Here is a 16,907-nt window from a genome sequence, read left to right as displayed (position 1 = left end):
CGGTGACAATATTGTTCTAATGATGGTCAATAAGCTGTCATTTTCATTTTGTTTGGTTGTTATTATACTGACAATATCTTATCAATCAAGCATAAGCAAGGAGGCGGCGGTCAAATGGAACGCAAGTTGAAATGGGGCATTCTCGGGTGCGCGGGCATCGCGGTTCGGGCGGTTATACCTGGTCTTCAGCAGTCAGAGCGGAACGTCGTCGCGGCCATCGCGAGCCGGGATGCGGACAAGGCCAAGGAGACGGCGGAGCGCCTCGGCATCGAGCGCGCTTACGGCAGCTATGAGGCGCTGCTCGCGGACGATACGATCGACGCGGTCTACATACCGCTGCCGAATCATCTGCATCTGCCGTGGACGATCCGCGCCGCGGAGGCGGGCAAGCATATCCTTTGCGAAAAGCCGATCGCGCTGGACGCGGCCGAAGCCGCGCGCATGGTCGAAGTTTGCCAAGACAAGGGCGTGCATCTGGCGGAAGCGTTCATGTACCGCCATCATCCGCGCTACCGGCTCATCCGGCAAATGGTCGAGGCGGGAGAGATCGGCGAGGTGCGGGGCATTCACGGTACCTTTACCTTCAACAACGCGGCAAACCATACGAATATCCGGTACCGGCGCGACTGGGGCGGCGGCTCGGTGTACGACGTCGGCTGTTATCCGATCAGCGCGGCGCGGCTCATTCTCGGGCAGGAGCCGGAGGCGGCGACGGCGCATGCGTTCTTCTCGCCCGAGCACGACGGCGTCGATATGACGGCATCCGGGCTGGTCGAGTTCGCGGGCGGCGTGGGGCTGACCTTCGACTGCGGCATGTGGGCGTCCTTTCGCAATACGCTCGAGGTACTGGGCACAGAGGCGAGCATTGAGGTGCCGTCGGCGTTCGTCTCGGGACCGGACGGCGGATACAATTTCTTCGTCGTCTCCAAGGACGGCAGACGGGAGATCGAGGTGCCGCGCGGCAACCAATATGCGCTGCAAGGCGACGAATTTGCCAGGACGGTCCTGGACGGCGAGGCGCCGGCGTTCGGGCCGGAAGACGCGGTGCGCAACATGAAGGTCATCGACGCGGTGCTGCGGTCGGCTTCCCAACGCGCGCGCATCGTCATTTCATAAGAGGAGGCTGCAAGAATGGAGTACATCGACATTCCGGGATTGCGCTTGCCCGTATCCCGACTGATCAAAGGGACCGACTACTTTTACCATCATTCGTACGAGCTGGCGGCCGCGAATATGGACGCCTTCCTGGCGCTCGGCGGCAACGCCGTCGACAGCGCGCACATCTATTGCGGCGGACAGAGCGAAGAGGTGTTGGGCCGGTATATGGAGGAACGCGGCAACCGGGACCGGATCGTGATCCTCACCAAAGGCGCGCACCATGACCAGAACGGCCCGCGCGTGAACAAGCAGGCGATCGCAGACGATCTGAAGGTAAGCCTCGAGCGGCTCCGGACGGATCATATCGAGCTGTACGCGCTGCATCGCGACGATCCGGACGTTCCGGTCGGCGTTATCGTGGAGGCGCTTAACGCGCATATCGAATCCGGCGCGATCGGGGCGATCGGCGGCTCCAACTGGACGTGGCAACGACTGCAAGAGGCCAACGAGTATGCCGCGGCGCACGGCCTCGTCGGCTTCACGTTCAGCAGCCCGAACCTGAGCCTCGCGAAGGCCAAAGAGCCGTACTGGAAGGACGCGGTCTCCGCAGACCAAGCGACCATCGATTGGCACGAGAAGCACCAGCTTCCGCTGCTCTCCTGGTCGTCGCAGGCGCGCGGCTTTTTCACCGGGCGTTTCTCACCTGACGACCGGAGCGACGCCGATCTGGTGCGCGTGTTCTACAGCGACGACAACTGGGAGCGTCTCGCGCGCGCCGAGCGGCTCGCCGCGGACAAGGGCGTCACCGCGATCCAGATCGCGCTCGCCTACGTGCTGAACCAGCCGTTCCCCCGCATGCGCGCTCATCGGCGCCCGCAACGCGGAGGAGCTCCGCTCGTGCGACGAAGCGATGCGTCTCGCGCTGACGAGGGCGGAGATGGATTGGCTGGATTTGAAGCGGGAGACGGTCTGACAGTTTGGGGCATCGCGCACTAGTATTCGGAAAGCGGGATGAAGGCGAGCACATACTCGCTTCATCCCGTTTTTCGTTGCGATTCGCATTCGTCTTGTAGCGACGCTGCGTCTTCTTTACCGTCTGCGCCTCTCTTGACATGGATTGTTTACGCGTGTAATCTTATTGTACCATTTACATACGTAAACGAAGAGGAGGAGCCGTCATGAGCGAGCATATACGCATCAGCGAGGCCGAGGGAGCGGTGATGAAGCTGCTATGGGAAAAGGAGCCGCTGTCGGCGGGAGAGATTATCGAACGTCTGCAGCATCAAACGGACTGGTCGGACCAGACGATCAAAACCTTCCTGAACCGTCTGCTCAATAAAGAAGCGATTCGGTTCGAGAAGACGGGCCGCACTTACCTGTACTACCCGATCGTTACACGCGACCAGTATATGAAGGCGGAAAACCGGTCGTTTCTGAACCGGGTCTACGACGGGGCCGTCGGTTTGATGTGCGCCAAGTTTCTGGAGGATGAAAAGCTGTCCGAAAGCGATATCGAGCAGCTCCAGCAGCTGCTCGACAAGAAGAGGAAAGATGGTTAGCGACTTGAGGGCGCCGGAATCGGCCTTCCTCCTGCTGCTGCAGTCGTCCTTGGCTGCGATGGCGCTCATCGCGCTTGTGCTGCTCATGCGGAGATGGACTTATATGCGTCTGCGTCCGCGCATCATGTCGCTCGTCTGGCTGTTGGTGCTGGTCAAGCTGCTCGTTCCGGTCGTGCCGGACAATCCGCTCAACCTGTATCAATGGGTTCCCCATCTGGCGCAGGGCGAGCGCGGAGCGCGGATGGAGCCGACTGCGCAAGCGTCGGTCAAGCCCGTCGACTCGGCTCCGCATAAGGCTTCGGAGAATGCTGCTGCGATTTCCGGCACTGTCGCGCATGCTCCAGAAGCGGATGCGGCTTCCGGCGAGCCCAAGCCGGCTTCGAGGGCCGCTTCTTCGTCCGACATTTGGCTGCTGGCGGGTTCGCTTGCTTGGTCCGGCGGATGTCTGGCGTTCATCCTGATCGGCACAATCGCCGGGCTGCGCTATCGCCGGCGGATGACAGCTTCCGTACCGATCGCCGATCCGGAAGTGCGCGCGGTGCTCCAGGCATGCCTCGAACGGCTGGGCATCCGCCGTGCGATCGCCGTTTACGAGCATGACCGACTCGCCGGGCCGTGTCTCTATGGCTTGTTGAAGCCCGCCATCTATTTGCCCCGGGGCTTGGCGGCTCAATCGGATGCCCGCCAGCTCTCGCATATTCTGTTGCACGAACTGATCCACTTCAAGCGCAAAGACCTGTGGCTCAGTGCCCTCTGGATGCTCGCTGCCGCCGTCAACTGGTTTAATCCCGCCGTATGGATAGCGATACGAGGCATGAAAGCGGATCGGGAGATCGCTTGCGATGCAGGCGTACTCGCTATGCTGGGCGAACGTGAAACCTCCGCCTACGGCACGACGCTGCTCCGGTTGTCCAGGCGGTTCGCCGGTAAGCCGTCGCCAGGCATCTCGTTCTCGCTCTTCCCGGAAAAACGAGGAGAGCTGAGACGGAGAATTACGATGATCGCCGATTTCCGCAACGGCTCGTACCGGTTGACCTTTCTCTCGCTCGTCTTGGTTCTCGTCTCGGGCGCGATGCTGCTCGCCATGGCTTCTCCGCCGCTCCTGAGCTCAAAGTCGAGGGCTGAGGCACAGGACGACGGCCGCGGCTCGCTCGGCATCGTAAGGCTGATGGACCGGTACAAGTGGTTCAGCAACCTGGAGCGTGCACGCGCCTTCGCATCTTTTGCCTTTAAGGTGCCGGGTGCCGTACCGTCCGGCTATGCGTTGGAAAATGTCGAGGTTGTTCAGCGGACTCGCGATAAAACGGACGAGTCGGTGACGCTGTCGTTCCAATCCGGCTACGGCACAGATCAGGTCGTGCGGTTCAAGATCAAAGCTTCGACAGGAGATTTGCGCGGCGAATACAGGCAGCAGCCGGGGTGGGAAAAGCGCACCCTGGCCCCCGCGACCTGGGGAAAGGCTGAGCCGATCGCCTACAAGCAGGAGCCCGCCGTGTTCGCCGGCATCCAGGGCACGCTGGCGACGCAGGTCCAGACGTACGCCTGGCACTTGCCGGAGCGCGCCAAGAGCTTCATCTGGCAGGACGAGGGCGTTTGGTATGCCATCGACTACTTCAGCGAGAACCATACGAAAGAGGAAGGTCTGCCGCAGCATTGGCTCAATCTGACCGACGCGCAGCGCGACCGGGTTCTTCTGTCCTTCGTTAGGCCCGAGCAGCTTCGCGAAGCCGACTACAGCGGCGCAGGCAACTCTTTCCCCCTATACGACCAGGAGGACTTGGCGGCGGCGAAGCAGATAATCGGGTTTGAACCGAGGTTGCCCCGCGGGCTGCAAGAAGGCCGCTTACAGCTGAGCGACGCCATGCTTCTCAGGCCGTACGACCAAAATACGGATTTCTACTTCCGTCCGCCGGGCGACGCGCTGGAGAGCACTTATACGCCGATCGGCGATTGGAACGAATACGTGAGTCTGTACCAGAGCCGCACCCCTCTGATAGACGGCGCTAAACTCCCGTCGACGGATCATCTGGATGCGGGCGGCATAGATGTGACGGTCTTCAGGGATAAGAAGCGCTCGTTCGATCCGTACGGGACCGGCACAGGTCAAACGGACGAGCGGAGCCACACCTATTATATTTGGGGCCATGATGGCATTTATTATATGGCTTTTTTTCAGAGGCCTGGACGACTTGCAGAGCGCGCTGACCCAGGAAATCGCCGCGGCCATGCGGAGATAGAGGACTGCCGGGGGAGGCCGCTCGCCGCAATCCATAGCAACCGCTTCCTTCTTTAAGCGTATGTACTCCTACACACACATGGGAGGGGATTGCGCATGGAAGTCTTTCAAGGCGGCAATACGCAAAGGGTTTACCAGATGCCCAAGCTGCCCAAGCGAACGTGGCGGCTCATCGCCATCGGCATCGCGGCGGTCATTCTGATCTGGTTTGGCTCGACGACGTTTTACACGGTACAGGAGCAGGAGCAGGCGGCGATCCTGACATTTGGCAAGTATACGGCGACGCAGGAGAAGTCGGGCCTGCACTTCAAGCTGCCTTCGCCGATCCAGCGGGTCGTGAAGGTGCCGGCCAACCTGACGCAGAAGCTGCACATCGGCTACCGCGAGGACAGCGGCGGGAAGGTGACGCCGGTCGAGTCCGAGGCGCTCATGATTACGGGCGACGAGAACATCGTGTCCGCCGACGCGGTCATCGAGTGGAAGGTCGCCAACATCCGCGATTATCTGTACAACATCGACGATCCGGAGCAGTTCCTGCGGAATTCGGCCAGCGCTGCGATTCGTTCCGTGATGGGCGCGACCAAGCTGGATTACGCGATCACCGAGGGCAAGACGGTCATCCAGACCGACGTCAAAAAGAAGCTGGAGGAGATCCAGGAGAAGTACGGCACGGGCATCCAGATCATCGACCTGAAGTTCCAGGACATCGAGCCGCCCGAGGGCCAGGTGCAGACGGCGTTCAAGGAAGTCACCAATGCGCGCGAGGAGAAGAACACGAAGATCAACCAGGCGCAGAAGTACGTGAACGACCGGCTGCCCAAGGCGCGGGGCGAGGCGCAGGCGCTCATCGAGCAAGCGGAGGCGCAGAAGAAGTCGCGGATCCTGAACGCGCAGGGCGACGTGGCGCAATTTAATGCCGTTTACAATGAATATGCTAAAAATCCGGAAGTCACCGCCGACCGCCTCGTGCTCGAGACGCTCGAGCAGATTCTGCCTAATGCCAAGGTTATCGTGACCGACGGCAGCGGGGACACGGTGAACTACCTGCCGCTCGACAGCTTCCTCAAGAACGGCGGCGCCAAATCGACGACTTCGGGCGGTACGGGCGGCGCTACGACGCAGCCTAACCAGGGAGGTGCCGGACAATGAACACCCGCAAATGGATCCTGACCGGCGTCGGCGCGCTGCTGCTTATCATTCTCCTCTCCGGCTCCATGTTCGTCGTCGGCGAGGGACAGTACAAGGTCGTGCTCAAGTTCGGCGAGGCGACGCGCATCCATCAGTCCCCCGGCATTCATTTTAAAATCCCGTTCATCGAATCCGTGCGCACGCTCCCCAAGTACCAACGCATCTACGACAGCCAGCCGACGACGATCCTGACCAAGGACAAGAAGCCGATCATCGTCGACAACTATTCGGTATGGCGCATCTCCGACCCGCACCGCTTCCTGCGCTCGCTGCAGACCGTGTCGGCGGCCGAGGGGCGCATCGGCGACGCCGTCTACAACGCGGTGCGGCGCAAGCTGTCCGAGATCGAATACGGGAGCATCATCAGCGAAACGACGGCGCGGGGCGACATCAACGACGAGATCACCCAGATCGTCAAGGACGTCGCGGCGAATCAGAACTACGGCATCGACATCATCGACGTGCGCATCAAGAAGACGGATCTGCCCGAGGAGAACAAGCAGAGCGTCTACAACCGGATGATCTCGGATCGCCAGTCGATCGCGGCCGGCTACCTGTCCGAGGGCGACGAGCAATCGCGCAAGGTGACGTCCAACGCGGACCGTCAGGCGCAGGAGCTCATCGCGCAGGCCGAGGCGGACGCCAAGAAGATCGTTGCCGAGGGAGAGAAGGAAGCGGCGCGCATCTACAACGAGGCGTACGGCAAGGATCCGAAGTTCTACAAGCTGTACCGCACGCTGCAGAGCTACACGACGACGTTCAAGGGCGAGCCGGTCATCATGCTGCCCGCGGATTCGCCGTATACGCGGATTCTGCTGGGCGAGCGGTAAAGGCGCGATTCGGGTAGAGCCTTCTGGCATACGGGTAAATAGACACCACAGAGGGAGGCGATGCGGATGAGGCGATACGGTACGACGAGCAAAGCGGGACTGGCGCTGCTGCTGGCGGTCGGGCTGGCGGCGCCGGCCCCCGGAGGCGCGGGTTCCGTGTCTGCGGCAGGGGCCGCCGCGAACGCGATCGTCGACGGCAAGCCTGTCGTCTTCGCGGAGGCGGTGCCGGTCATCCAGGCGGGGCGCATGCTCGTGCCCGCACGCGCGCTGCTCGAAGCGATGGGCGCGCGCATGGCGTGGGACCCGGACGCGCGGATCGTGACGGCGACGATGCAGGAGGCGAAGGGCGGCGGAACTGTGCTGAAGCTGAAAATCGGCTCGCCGTACGTGCAGCGGACGCTGACGGACGCTTCCGGCAAGACGTCCGACTACGTCGTGAAGCTGGACGTGGCCGCGCAGCTCCTGTCGGACAGCACGATGATTCCGCTGCGGGCGAGCGCGGAGCTGACGGGTCATGCGCTTGAATGGCGGCAGGCCTCCAAGACCGCCGTCATCTCGCAGCCGGACGCGGGCGCGGCGCAGGAGATGACGTTCAAGCAGTACGCGCTGTCGGGCGAGCTGTTCCGGCTGTCGAATGAGGAGATCGAAGTCTTTTTCCGGACGAACGACCTGCGCGCGCGGCACGGCAAGACCAAGCCGTTCGCGCTTAACGCGAAGCTGTCGCTCGTCGCGTGGCTGAAGTCCGCGGATATGGGCGAGCAAGGATATTTCGATCACGAATCGCCAACCTACGGCGACCCGTTCGAGATGATGCGCGATGAGGGCATCCAGTTCCGGGCGGGGGCCGAGAATATCGCCGCGGGTCACGAGACGCCCCAGGCCGTCGTCGCCGGATGGGAGCGGAGCCCGGGACATCTTGCCAACATGCTCGGCGACTACGCCCAGATCGGCATCGGGTACGCTTACTACACGGATTCCGATTACCACAGCTATTGGACGCAGCAATTCATCGGTCCCTGACATCGAGGAAGGCTTAAATATAGAAGGTACGGTGCCTCCATTTTTGGAGGCGGCCGTACCTTCTTTACTTTGCGTTTACCGCCTATACCCTTAGTGAATCGTCTTCACCAAGCCGCCGTCGATGATATAATCCGCGCCCGTAATCATCGAAGCACGGTCGGAAGCGAGGAATACGACGAGCTCCGCAATCTCCTCAGGTTGCGCGAACCGGCCGACAGCGATGCCGATTTCCTTGGCCATCCGGATCTTTTCTTCCTCATCGGCGGGCAGGCGAGCCTCCCACATCGCCGTCTCTGTCGGGCCCGGCGCCACGGTGTTGACGCGTATGCCCTGGGGCGCGTAGGCAAGGGCCAGATTTTTCGATAAGTTCGTCACCGCGGCTTTAGAGGCGCTGTAAGCGATGATGCGCGCGTTCGGCATGACCGCATTCATCGACGAAATATTGACGATGGCGCCTCCCGGCGGCATATGCGGAAGGGCAGCACGGGTCGTCCGCACGACGCTCATCAGATTGACCTCCAACATCTCCGTCCAGTCGTCGTCGGACAGCTTAAGGAAGCCTTCCCCCGCGCGTGCGTCCGTGGCGCCGATGTTGTTGACGAGAATATCCAGTCTGCCGTATCGCGAGACGGCGGCTTCGACAGCCGCCGCAGCCCCTTCGCTCGTCGACGCGTTCGCTTCGGCCGGATGCACGTCATACGCCGCGGCGAGTATGTTCAACTCGTCCGACGCGCTGCGGGCGACGGCCACGACGCCGGCCCCCGACTCGGCCAGCAGCTTCGCGGACGCCAGTCCGATACCGCGGCTCGCGCCTGTGACTAGGGCAGATTTGCCTTTTAACGAAATGTTCATCTGTTGCGTTCTCTCCTTCGTCTATCGCTCATCCGGATGGCTCTTTCATTATGGACCGCGCGCATCCGGCTGCACAGTACGCCGTTTTTTCGTACATAGTCCGTTAAACCGTACTGACCCGGAGACCGCTCGGCCGGCGGGCCACTACCGCTCCTCCCCGTCCTCTGCTAAAGTGGAAAAAAGACATGTTCAGAGCTAGTAGCGAAAGGGGCGCCGACGATGACCGACGACAAGCGGCGCGAAGTTGCCACCGACGGGATATCGGCGACGCTGCGCGCGATCGGGGGCAAGTGGAAGCCTTTGATCTTGTTTTTGCTGCTCGAGGAGGGGACGAAGCGATTCGGGGGAGCTGCGCCGACGGCTGCCGGACGTCACGCAAGGCATGCTGGCGAACCAGCTGCGGGAGCTGGAGCGCGACGGCCTCATCGACAGGCGGGTTTACGCGGAGATCCCCCCCCGAAGGTCGAATATGCGCTGTCCGATCACGGCAAGACGCTAGGCCAGGTGCTCTCCGCGATGTGCGGATGGGGATACATGCATCTGGAATTTAAGGAGAAGCGCTGACGGCGGACGCCGTGCCGTATGAGAACAGGAAGGCCGGCCCCATAAGGGTGCCGGCCTTCTTGCTCTTTCTGGATCAGGAGATAATCGTGATCGTCGGCGCCGAGATGGTCGGCGGCGTCGTCATCGTCGAGGCGCCGTCGAAGCTGCTGACCTCGAGCAGAACGGGCGTGCCTTCGGTCAGGTCCCCGGTCGCCAGCACTAAGCTGGCGGCGGTCAACGTCGACAGGCCGCCCTGCTGCAGCGTGCCGTTGACATAGACGTTGTAATAGCCGTTGGCTGGGGGTTCGGGCAGCGTGGTCACGGGTCCGTCGGCGTCGTCGAGAAAGCTGCCTGCCGGAATCGTGGTCACGCCGCCTACGATCATGGCAGCCGTCACCGCGGCGTAGTAGCGGTCCACCGTGGGGCTGACGGTCGTCGAGATGACGCCTCCGGTCGCCACGGGGTTGCTGGCGATCGCGACGATCACAGGTTTAATGACGGGCATCTCATTCACCTCCTCCGGCCGAGAAAATTGCGTTCGCAGCTCGGCCTTTTAACAGTACATGCATCGCGAGCGAATGCGGTACGGCGCTTCGACTGCGTCAAGCGGCTCAACTTGCGGAAAAAGCAATGCAAATCGCGGGCCGTCCGGCCAACGGCCCAAGTCGCATCGGCCGGCGCGGCATATGATAGGCTATCGGCAAGACGAGGCTGTCGTCGCAAGCGGATGGGAAGGCATGCGGCAATCCGCATAGAAGGAGGATTCCGATGGAGATGTCCCGCATCGTTTGCAAGCAGGCTCGAAAGGCAGACGCCCGCGCATACCGGCGCAGGCGCCGAAGCCGCTCACGCGGCACGGTCGGCAGCGAAGGCGGCGATTCGGGGCGACCTTTGCGGAAAAAAGAAAAAAGCGGGAGGAGCGTCCGAAGAGCGGGACGCCAGGCAATCGCCCGGCCCGAACGGGCGCGCGCAGACGCAGGGCGAGGCCTAGCGGAGAAGGCGCGAAGGGCATGCGAGTCGTTCCCCGATCTTCTGGGGATAGAGGGCGGCTGGGCCGGCACGCTCTGAAAGGCATTGCGGGATTGAAAGGCAAGCGAGTCATTCATGGGGAGGCAGGGCCGCTGAGCCGGCTAGGCATGGCCGATCCGGCCGATCCGGCCGATCCGGCCGATCCGTCTATTCCTATAGACCCGCCCATTCCGGATGACCCGCCTGCTCCGCTAGACCCGCCCGATCCGGCAGACCCGCCTGCTCCGGCCAATCTGTCGGATCCGACAGGTCTCGCCGGCCCGGCCGGTCCGATTGGCCCGCCTGGACCTGCAGGCCCCGATGGTGCCCCCGGTGCGAGCGGCCAGCCGGGAATCGCCGGCCCCGCCGGCGCAATTGGGCCGACCGGCCCCGTCGGCTCTCCCGGTCCGACCGGTCCCATAGGCCCTGCCGGTCCGACAGGACCCATAGGCCCCCCGGGACCGGCAGGGCCGCTTCCCGCGGACATCGCCGTTTTGCCAAGCAACGCGCTGTATCTCGCTTTTCTGGAACAAGCCGCGAGCGGCCCGATCACGATCGGTGCCGGACAATTCACGGTAAACGGCGTGCCCGCCGCTGCGTTCGAAGGGCTCGGTCCAAGCGCTTACTCGATGCTGTATCTGAATGGCGTGCCCCAAGAACAGGACATCTACACGCTGACGCCTACGTCCGTGACGATCGATCCCGCCGGTACGACGCTTTTCGCAGGCACGCCGATCATGGTGCAGATCGTCAGCCTTAGCGTCAAGATCACGGGCAGCTAGGCAGCTGGAGGCCGCACGAGTTTGTTCCCAACCGGGACTACCAAGCCGACCCAACGACGCGTCAAAGCGAATTTGTTCCCAACCGAGACTACCAAGCCGACCCAACGACGCGTCATAGCGAATTTGTTCCCAACCGAGACTACCAAGCCGACGCAACGACGCGTCAAAGCGAATTGGTTCCCAACCGAGACTACCAAGCCGACGCAACGACGCGTCAAAGCGAGTTTGTTACCAACCGAGACTACCCGGCCGACCCAACGACGCGTCAAAGCGAATTGGTTCCCAACCGAGACTACTTCTGCCCGATGCCGTCCCACACGCTGTCGTCCAGCTCCAGCAGCACGGGGCAGTGGTCGCTGCCCATGACGGCGCAGTCGATCGACGCTTCCCGCACGAAGGGGGGCGAGCCGCGCGGATACGAGGAAGTAGTCGATGCGCCATCCGACGTTTCGCGCGCGGACGCCGGGCATGTAGGACCACCAGGAGTACACGTCGGCCCGGTCCGGGTACAGGTGGCGGAACGTATCGACGAACCCCGCGTCCAGCAGCTCGCTCATTTTGGCGCGCTCCTCGTCGGTGAAGCCCGCGTTGCCGCGGTTCGGCTTCGGATTTTTCAGGTCGATCTCCTCGTGCGCGACGTTCAGGTCGCCGCAGACGACGACGGGCTTGACCGCATCCAGCCCCGTCAGATAACGGCGGAAGCGGTCCTCCCATGTCATGCGCATCTCCAGCCGCGACAGGTCCCGGCGGGCATTAGGCGTATAGACGTTGACCAGGTAAAAACCCTCGAATTCCAGCGTCAGAATCCGGCCCTCCTCTTCGGCGTCCTCCTCGATCCCGTACCGCACCGACAGCGGCTTGCGCTTCGTGAATACGGCGGTGCCCGAGTACCCCTTTTGCTTCGCGTAATTCCAATATTGGCCGTACCGCTCTCCATGGTCCAGACTAAGCTGGCCCTCTTGAAGCTTCGTCTCCTGCACGCAGAACAGGTCCGCGTCCAGCGCTTCGAAGTACACGCCAAACCCTTTATTCACCGCGGCACGCAGCCCGTTCACGTTCCATGACGCCAGTTTCATCTTTCCGACTCCTTTTCCTTTAGCGAACACGCTCTTGCTACAATTCTACCTGCTGCCGCCGATCCATGTCGATTGGAAGAATCAGCAGTGTGATAAATGTCACATACAGCGTCCGCCAGCTCGGTGTATATAAGAAAAAGTCACCAAAATATGCCGGTGTCTGTCGGTTCGGGTCACACGGCTGTCGACGCCCGCGGGAGGTTCGTCATGAAGTGCGATATCAGGCGAGAGGACGGTACGGTCGCGATCGCGCTGTCCGGCAGGATCGGCGTAGCCGAAGCGGTCGAGCTTCGGCACAGGCTGTTCCCCGAGTTAACGGCGGGGGGTTCTGGGCGTCTTGCTTCGGATGGACGAGGTCACGGACCTGGACAGCTCGGGACTCGGCCTGTTGCTAGCTTTGAGGAATTTGTCCGCAGACATCGGGGCGACGTTCGAAATTAAAAACGCGGGCGCTTGGCTGGCGCCAAAGCTCGGCGCGGTCGGATTGGCCTCGCGTTAAAACCACATTGGGCGCGGCATCAGGGAGGCATTGGCATGAGCGGATATTTGGCATTGGCGGACGGCATGAATCATGACGAGACCCTATGGCCCCTCTATGCCCGAATTTACCGCGATTCGCAGGAAGCGATCATGATCACGGACAGTCGCGCCCGCATCTTGCAAGTGAATCCGTCCTTCTCCAGAATTACGGGCTTCGAAGAGAGAGAGTCGTCGGGCTCACGCCTAGCGTGCTGAAGTCCGACTGTCAGTCGCCGGACTTTTATGCGCGGATGTGGGCGGCGATTCATCTCGACGGCAAATGGAAGGGCGAGATCTGGAACCGGCGCAAAAACGGCGAGGTTTACCCGCAATGGCTGTCGATCTCCGCGGTCAAGGACGAAGCCGGGCAGCTGCAAAATTATATGGCGATGTTCCTCGACCTAACCGAATACAAGAGCGCCGCCTCCAAGCTCAGGCTTCACGCGCAGGTGTTCGGCCACGCGAGCGAAGGCATCATGATCACCGATACCGCGCTCAAGATTTTATCCGTCAACCAAGCGTTCACCGTCGTTACCGGCTATACGGAGGAGGAGGCTTGCGGGCATACGCCCGCGCTGCTCCGGTCCGGCAGGCACGGGCGCGACTTTTACGATCGCATGTGGGAGAGCCTCCGCAGCACCGGCAGATGGCAGGGAGAGATCTGGAACCGGCGCAAGGGAGGAGAGCTCTATCCAGAGTTCCTCACGATCACGACGCTGCGCGACGAGCATGGCGAAGTCACGAATTACATCGGCATGTTCAAGGACATCACCGAGCGCAAACAGTCGGAAGACAAGCTGAAGTATCTCGCCCACTACGACGCGTTGACCGGACTGCCCAACCGGACGCTGCTGCAGGAGATGCTGCCGGACGTGATGGAAGGCTGCCGGAGAAAGGGAGAGCGGCTGGGCGTGCTGTTTATCGACCTGGACCGGTTCAAGTCCGTCAACGATTCGCTTGGCCACGATGCGGGAGACAAGGTATTGCGGCAAATGGGGGAGCGCCTGAAGCGAGCGGTTCGCGCGGATGATGTCGTGTCCAGGCTCGGCGGCGACGAATTTATCGTCGTTCTGCGAGGCGTGCAGCGCGTCGAAGAAGCGCTGGATACGGCGCGGCGGGTCACGGAGCTGATGGAGCGCCCGTTCGACGGGGCTGACAACGAGATTTACATGTCGGCCAGCATCGGCATCAGCCTGTATCCGGATCACGGCAAAGACCTGGAATCGCTCATGCGGCACGCGGACCTGGCCATGTACGAGGCCAAGTCGCTCGGCACGGGGCCGCAGGTGTTCAACGAGGGGATCAGCAGCGCTTTTTTGCGCAAGCTTCGGCTGGAGCGGGAGCTTCGCTTCGCGGCCGAACGCGGGGAGCTCCAGCTCGTCTATCAGCCGCAGATCGGATTGGCGAGCGGCAGGCTGGAGGGCATGGAGTCGCTGCTGAGATGGCGGCATCCTGAGCTGGGCGCGATCTCGCCGTCGGAGTTCATCCCGATCGCGGAAGAGACGGGCCTGATCCGGGAGATCGGCGGCTGGGCGCTCGGGGAGGCATGCAGGCAGCTGGGCGAATGGGACCGGGCATCGCGGGCGGTGCCGGCAATCGCGGTGAATTTGTCCGCCAGGCAGTTCATGGCGCCGGACTTGGCGGATTCGATCCGCCGCATCGTGCGGGAGGCGGGCTGCGATCCGCGCCAGATCGTGCTCGAGATTACGGAGAGCTTCGGCATCACGGATATGGAGCCGGTGATCGCCGTGCTGCGCGAACTGAAGGCGGCGGGCTTCCGCATCGCGATCGACGACTTCGGCAAAGGCTACTCGGCGCTCGGCTATTTGAAGCAGCTTCCGATCGATATATTGAAGATCGACAAGAGCTTCCTGGCCGAACTGACCACGGATCCGAAAAGCGAGGCGCTCACGCGGGCGATCATTCAGATGGCGCAGGGAATGGAGCTTCGCGTCATCGCCGAAGGCGTGGAGACGCACGCGCAGATGGATCGTCTGCGAGAGCTGCGCTGCGACATTGCGCAGGGCTACTACATCGACCGGCCGATGCCTGCGGGGGAGCTGGAGGACGGCTATCTGGCGCCGACGCGATAAGAAGGCCGGCTGTCGCGGTCGCTGCAGGCGAGCGAGGCAAGGGCAGCGGCAGAGCTGCGCTGTAAGCGAGAAGAGCGCGGTTACTGAGGTGAAGGGTGCGAGAGAGGGGACTGTGCGCGAGGAAAGTAACGTTGCTGCTGCGGCGGTTCGCTGTAAGCGAGAAAAGCGCGGTTATTGCAACGGGGCCTGTGGTTAGTCGGGCTGCAACCGCAGAAACTGCGGATAGAGGCCGGTTTGGCGGTCATCTTCGAAGCTGCAACCGCAAAAAAACTGCGGTTCGCGTCCAACCTAATCGCCAGGGTTACGCCCTGGCGGTTTTTTTATGATGAATCTCGCATTAGAGGGGGGGGGGGAATCTCGGATTTGCCGTTCAGCGCTCATTGCGAGATGGGGGCCGGGACGGCTTTTTTCCGCTTTCGGCCGGACCTTTGCGAACCGATTGTATGTCGCGTCCGGATATGTTATTTTCATGCCATAAGGAATCAGGCAGCGCCTGCACGCTGAAGAGGAGGAACTCTCCCGTGGAATGGAACTACTACAACACCTTTATCGCCGTGTCCGACGATTGTCCCGTCGAGTATGGCGCTGTGCCGCCGGACAAGGCCGCCGGCAAGACGAAGCCCGGCATCGAGTACGACATGATCGCCGGCGAGCCTTACGCGTACACGCAGGAAGAGATTCTCTACGAGACCTACGTCCGCCACAAGCGGCTCCCGCCCGAAGAGCGAGACGCGCGAGAGGCGGAGATGCGGGCCGAATTTTACGGCAAGCCGAAGGCTTGCATGCGGGCCTCGATGCTGCCGAAGAAGTACGGCTGGGGCCTGCACTTCAACGCCGAGGGCAAGGTCGCGCTCGTGCCCAAGGAGTCGGAGGCATACGGCCGGTTCGCGGACGGCGAGGTCGAAGGCGTGAAGGTGCTCAAGGCAATGCGCAATAAGAAAGCTTGACGTGGCGCGGCGATCGAGCCGCAAGTTTCCGTCCGGGATGGTGCGCATGCACGGCAAAAAAAAAGGCTTAAGCCGTCTTAGGGCTCAAGCCTTTTTTATATTTGCGGACGATTCGGTTCAACCGATTTGTCAGTCAGTCCGCATCTTCCGAACCCGGTTCGCCTGCATCCGTCTCCGCGGTCGCCGCGCCCGGCGCCTCGGCAAAAGTTCCGCCATCGGGGCGTTGGCCTTGAAGCTCGCCGCTTCTCGGCTTGGGCGGCTTGGGCGGCTTCGCCGTCTCCGCCTCGAAGTAAGCCTTCAGCTCCGCCGCCTTGCGCGGATCGGAGATGTCGATCTTGCCGGCGAGCACCTGCTCCGCCAGCAGCTCCCAGCTCAGCGCGAACTTCTGCGATTGCGCCAGCCGGATCGCGTTCTTGACCGTACGCCGTTCCTTGGCGTTGCTGAACGTGTCCTTGTACTGCTTCGCGTCCTTCTCGGGATCGAGCACGGCGAACGTCTTGCGGAAGATCTCCGCCGTCATCCGCGCGTCGTCCAGCGCCCGGTGGGCCGAGCCCTCGGACGGAATGCCGAGCTCCTCGAGCGCCGCCTCCACGCTGACGTCGTTGGTGAGCCCGCGGCCGCGCAGGTATACCTTGAGCAAGTCGTAGTAGACGGCGGACATCCAGTACGCATCGTCCAGCTTGTGCATGCGCGTATCGAGCACGATCCGCTTGAAGTCTTCGCCGCCCCACGTGACGAACCGGCACGACTCGCTGCGTCCGAGCCACGTCAGAAACGATCGGATAACCGGCACGAAGCCGCTCGCGCTATCGATGTCCTCCTGAGGGATACCGGTTTTTTTCTTAATAAAGCTGTTCAGCTTGGAAAAGTAGACGGGCTTGATAAGCGCCGAAAACTCGTCGACCGTCTCCAACGCGTCGTTCAGCCGAACAGCGCCGATCTCGATCACTTCCATGGGCAGCTCGCTCGCGAATTTGCGTCCGTTGAATTCGATATCCAATATGATGTAGTCCACGTTAGCGACCTCCGAAATGTCCAGATACCCTTATCTTATCAAAAATCCGAAAGCAAAGCCCTCCCGTTCCGCCAAAGCTTATTTAGATGGGAGAGTATTGACAAGGGAAGCCTCCGCATGATATTTATTAATCAATAAATA

15 protein-coding genes and 2 pseudogenes are annotated in these 16,907 nt (G+C 61.7%); 13 read left to right on the top strand and 4 right to left on the bottom strand.

All coding sequences use genetic code 11. From position 1 onward, the window contains the following. Positions 1 to 114: 114 nt before the first annotated feature. The 7 genes from OMP38_RS31140 to OMP38_RS31110 all read left to right on the top strand — a co-directional run bounded on the left by OMP38_RS31140 (position 115) and on the right by OMP38_RS31110 (position 7,931). Positions 115 to 1,116, top strand: a complete 1,002-nt coding sequence (locus OMP38_RS31140) for a Gfo/Idh/MocA family protein (protein ID WP_277568516.1) — start codon at positions 115 to 117, stop codon at positions 1,114 to 1,116. Between the two features lie 15 nt (positions 1,117 to 1,131). Continuing rightward, on the top strand, positions 1,132 to 2,094 hold the full coding sequence (locus tag OMP38_RS31135; protein ID WP_277568515.1) for an aldo/keto reductase: 963 nt from the start codon (positions 1,132 to 1,134) through the stop codon (positions 2,092 to 2,094). A 182-nt stretch (positions 2,095 to 2,276) separates the two neighbouring features. After that, positions 2,277 to 2,657 (top strand): BlaI/MecI/CopY family transcriptional regulator, encoded by a 381-nt coding sequence (locus OMP38_RS31130; protein WP_277568514.1) that lies wholly within the window; start codon positions 2,277 to 2,279, stop codon positions 2,655 to 2,657. Further along, on the top strand, positions 2,650 to 4,950 hold the full coding sequence (locus OMP38_RS31125; protein ID WP_277568513.1) for a M56 family metallopeptidase: 2,301 nt from the start codon (positions 2,650 to 2,652) through the stop codon (positions 4,948 to 4,950). Before OMP38_RS31130 ends, OMP38_RS31125 begins: the two co-directional genes overlap by 8 nt. Before the next feature lie 39 nt (positions 4,951 to 4,989). Next, positions 4,990 to 6,042 carry an FtsH protease activity modulator HflK gene (hflK, locus tag OMP38_RS31120; protein WP_277568512.1) on the top strand — a complete coding sequence of 351 codons (1,053 nt, stop codon included), beginning with the start codon at positions 4,990 to 4,992 and terminating at the stop codon, positions 6,040 to 6,042. After that, positions 6,039 to 6,911 (top strand): protease modulator HflC, encoded by an 873-nt coding sequence (gene hflC, locus OMP38_RS31115; RefSeq protein WP_277568511.1) that lies wholly within the window; start codon positions 6,039 to 6,041, stop codon positions 6,909 to 6,911. The genes hflK and hflC overlap by 4 nt, the downstream gene beginning before the upstream one ends. Positions 6,912 to 6,977: 66 nt before the next feature. Continuing rightward, positions 6,978 to 7,931: a stalk domain-containing protein gene (locus OMP38_RS31110; protein ID WP_277568510.1), complete on the top strand. Its 954-nt coding sequence runs from the start codon at positions 6,978 to 6,980 to the stop codon at positions 7,929 to 7,931. 90 nt (positions 7,932 to 8,021) lie between these two features. Here OMP38_RS31110 and OMP38_RS31105 read toward each other — a convergent pair whose 3' ends face one another. Then, positions 8,022 to 8,783: an SDR family NAD(P)-dependent oxidoreductase gene (locus tag OMP38_RS31105; RefSeq protein ID WP_277568509.1), complete on the bottom strand. Its 762-nt coding sequence runs from the start codon at positions 8,781 to 8,783 to the stop codon at positions 8,022 to 8,024. 219 nt (positions 8,784 to 9,002) lie between these two features. Between OMP38_RS31105 and OMP38_RS31100 the strand changes: the two are divergent. Beyond that, positions 9,003 to 9,347 (top strand): annotated as a pseudogene (locus OMP38_RS31100) (winged helix-turn-helix transcriptional regulator). 73 nt (positions 9,348 to 9,420) lie between these two features. On the opposite strand, the gene OMP38_RS31095 reads toward OMP38_RS31100, so the two are convergent. After that, positions 9,421 to 9,831 carry a DUF4183 domain-containing protein gene (locus OMP38_RS31095; protein ID WP_277568508.1) on the bottom strand — a complete coding sequence of 137 codons (411 nt, stop codon included), beginning with the start codon at positions 9,829 to 9,831 and terminating at the stop codon, positions 9,421 to 9,423. Positions 9,832 to 10,094: 263 nt separating this feature from the next. Here OMP38_RS31095 and OMP38_RS31090 point away from each other — a divergent pair, with 263 nt between their 5' ends. Together OMP38_RS31090 and OMP38_RS31085 are read left to right on the top strand one after the other, a co-directional pair. Further along, a complete protein-coding gene (locus OMP38_RS31090) occupies positions 10,095 to 10,394 on the top strand; it encodes a hypothetical protein (RefSeq protein ID WP_277568507.1) in 300 nt (99 codons plus the stop codon). Positions 10,395 to 10,408: 14 nt separating this feature from the next. Further along, entirely contained in the window at positions 10,409 to 11,116 is a 708-nt protein-coding gene (locus OMP38_RS31085; protein ID WP_277568506.1) for a DUF4183 domain-containing protein, read from the top strand. Positions 11,117 to 11,408: 292 nt separating this feature from the next. Here the strand turns inward: OMP38_RS31085 and OMP38_RS31080 are convergent. Further along, a pseudogene (locus OMP38_RS31080) lies at positions 11,409 to 12,192 on the bottom strand (exodeoxyribonuclease III). A 207-nt stretch (positions 12,193 to 12,399) separates the two neighbouring features. Between OMP38_RS31080 and OMP38_RS31075 the strand changes: the two are divergent. The 3 genes from OMP38_RS31075 to OMP38_RS31060 all read left to right on the top strand — a co-directional run bounded on the left by OMP38_RS31075 (position 12,400) and on the right by OMP38_RS31060 (position 15,751). After that, on the top strand, positions 12,400 to 12,633 hold the full coding sequence (locus OMP38_RS31075; protein ID WP_277568505.1) for a hypothetical protein: 234 nt from the start codon (positions 12,400 to 12,402) through the stop codon (positions 12,631 to 12,633). 143 nt (positions 12,634 to 12,776) lie between these two features. Next, complete coding sequence (locus tag OMP38_RS31065) at positions 12,777 to 14,804, top strand: putative bifunctional diguanylate cyclase/phosphodiesterase (protein WP_420869784.1); 2,028 nt, start codon at positions 12,777 to 12,779, stop codon at positions 14,802 to 14,804. A gap of 521 nt (positions 14,805 to 15,325) precedes the next feature. Beyond that, on the top strand, positions 15,326 to 15,751 hold the full coding sequence (locus OMP38_RS31060) for a DUF6157 family protein (protein WP_277568502.1): 426 nt from the start codon (positions 15,326 to 15,328) through the stop codon (positions 15,749 to 15,751). 133 nt (positions 15,752 to 15,884) lie between these two features. Here OMP38_RS31060 and OMP38_RS31055 read toward each other — a convergent pair whose 3' ends face one another. Next, positions 15,885 to 16,766, bottom strand: a complete 882-nt coding sequence (locus OMP38_RS31055) for a 3'-5' exonuclease (protein WP_277568501.1) — start codon at positions 16,764 to 16,766, stop codon at positions 15,885 to 15,887. Positions 16,767 to 16,907 lie beyond the last annotated feature (141 nt).

The sequence above is a fragment of the Cohnella ginsengisoli genome, from assembly GCF_029525555.1.
Taxonomy (GTDB): Bacteria; Bacillota; Bacilli; order Paenibacillales; family Paenibacillaceae; genus Cohnella; species Cohnella ginsengisoli.
The sequence above is the reverse complement of the archived record's forward strand: the minus strand, read 5'-3'. Positions and strand labels throughout refer to the sequence as shown.

Bases quoted from the DNA above. Each gene is read 5' to 3' on its own strand.
- OMP38_RS31140 (WP_277568516.1), top strand. From the start codon at position 115: ATGGAACGCAAGTTGAAATGGGGCATTCTCGGGTGCGCGGGCATCGCG.
- OMP38_RS31135 (WP_277568515.1), top strand. From the start codon at position 1,132: ATGGAGTACATCGACATTCCGGGATTGCGCTTGCCCGTATCCCGACTG.
- OMP38_RS31130 (WP_277568514.1), top strand. From the start codon at position 2,277: ATGAGCGAGCATATACGCATCAGCGAGGCCGAGGGAGCGGTGATGAAG.
- OMP38_RS31125 (WP_277568513.1), top strand. From the start codon at position 2,650: ATGGTTAGCGACTTGAGGGCGCCGGAATCGGCCTTCCTCCTGCTGCTG.
- hflK (WP_277568512.1), top strand. From the start codon at position 4,990: ATGGAAGTCTTTCAAGGCGGCAATACGCAAAGGGTTTACCAGATGCCC.
- hflC (WP_277568511.1), top strand. From the start codon at position 6,039: ATGAACACCCGCAAATGGATCCTGACCGGCGTCGGCGCGCTGCTGCTT.
- OMP38_RS31110 (WP_277568510.1), top strand. From the start codon at position 6,978: ATGAGGCGATACGGTACGACGAGCAAAGCGGGACTGGCGCTGCTGCTG.
- OMP38_RS31105 (WP_277568509.1), bottom strand. From the start codon at position 8,783: ATGAACATTTCGTTAAAAGGCAAATCTGCCCTAGTCACAGGCGCGAGC.
- OMP38_RS31095 (WP_277568508.1), bottom strand. From the start codon at position 9,831: ATGCCCGTCATTAAACCTGTGATCGTCGCGATCGCCAGCAACCCCGTG.
- OMP38_RS31090 (WP_277568507.1), top strand. From the start codon at position 10,095: ATGGAGATGTCCCGCATCGTTTGCAAGCAGGCTCGAAAGGCAGACGCC.
- OMP38_RS31075 (WP_277568505.1), top strand. From the start codon at position 12,400: ATGAAGTGCGATATCAGGCGAGAGGACGGTACGGTCGCGATCGCGCTG.
- OMP38_RS31065 (WP_420869784.1), top strand. From the start codon at position 12,777: ATGGCCCCTCTATGCCCGAATTTACCGCGATTCGCAGGAAGCGATCAT.